At 73.0% G+C, this 441-nt stretch carries 1 pseudogene; it reads left to right on the top strand.

Going from position 1 to position 441, the window contains the following annotated elements:
- Positions 1-438, top strand: a pseudogene (locus MKK50_RS22585) (hypothetical protein); the annotation flags it as partial.
- Between the last annotated feature and the right edge of the window lie 3 nt (positions 439-441).

Raw genomic sequence — 441 nt, 5'->3', positions numbered from 1 at the left:
TCGATCCTCGACTCGACCTATACCGACCCGGCGGTGGCCAACAACATCGCCTGGGGCCCGTCTTCAGCCGGCGCGGACGTGTCGTCGGCGCCCTCGGCGACGCCGATGACGCCGATCCACAACGTGGTCGATTGGGTCGCGGGCACGGTCCGCGGCGTCGCCGCGGCCGGTACGGGCAACAGCCCGGGAACGACCCGCCTCGCCGCGTCACCCTCCGGCACCAGCCTCAACCGCCACGGCACCGCCGGGGCCGAGCCCCAATCGAACACGTTGTGGTTCGGCGTCATCAGCGGGGCCGCGGGCGCCGGCGGACAGTCCGCGCCGTGTGATGAACGGACCCAGGCCGGGGTGGGTGCCGCCGGGGGGTGTGTTTGGGCGACTCGGAGGGTCGAGACGCGCTCGCGTGGCGTGAGTACGTGCAGGGTGGCGAGCGCGTAGAGC

Source organism: Methylobacterium sp. J-043, assembly GCF_022829505.1.
GTDB classification, from domain to species: Bacteria; Pseudomonadota; Alphaproteobacteria; order Rhizobiales; family Beijerinckiaceae; genus Methylobacterium; species Methylobacterium extorquens_A.
Note: the sequence above shows the minus strand (reverse complement) of the source record. Positions and strands in the feature narration are given on the sequence as shown.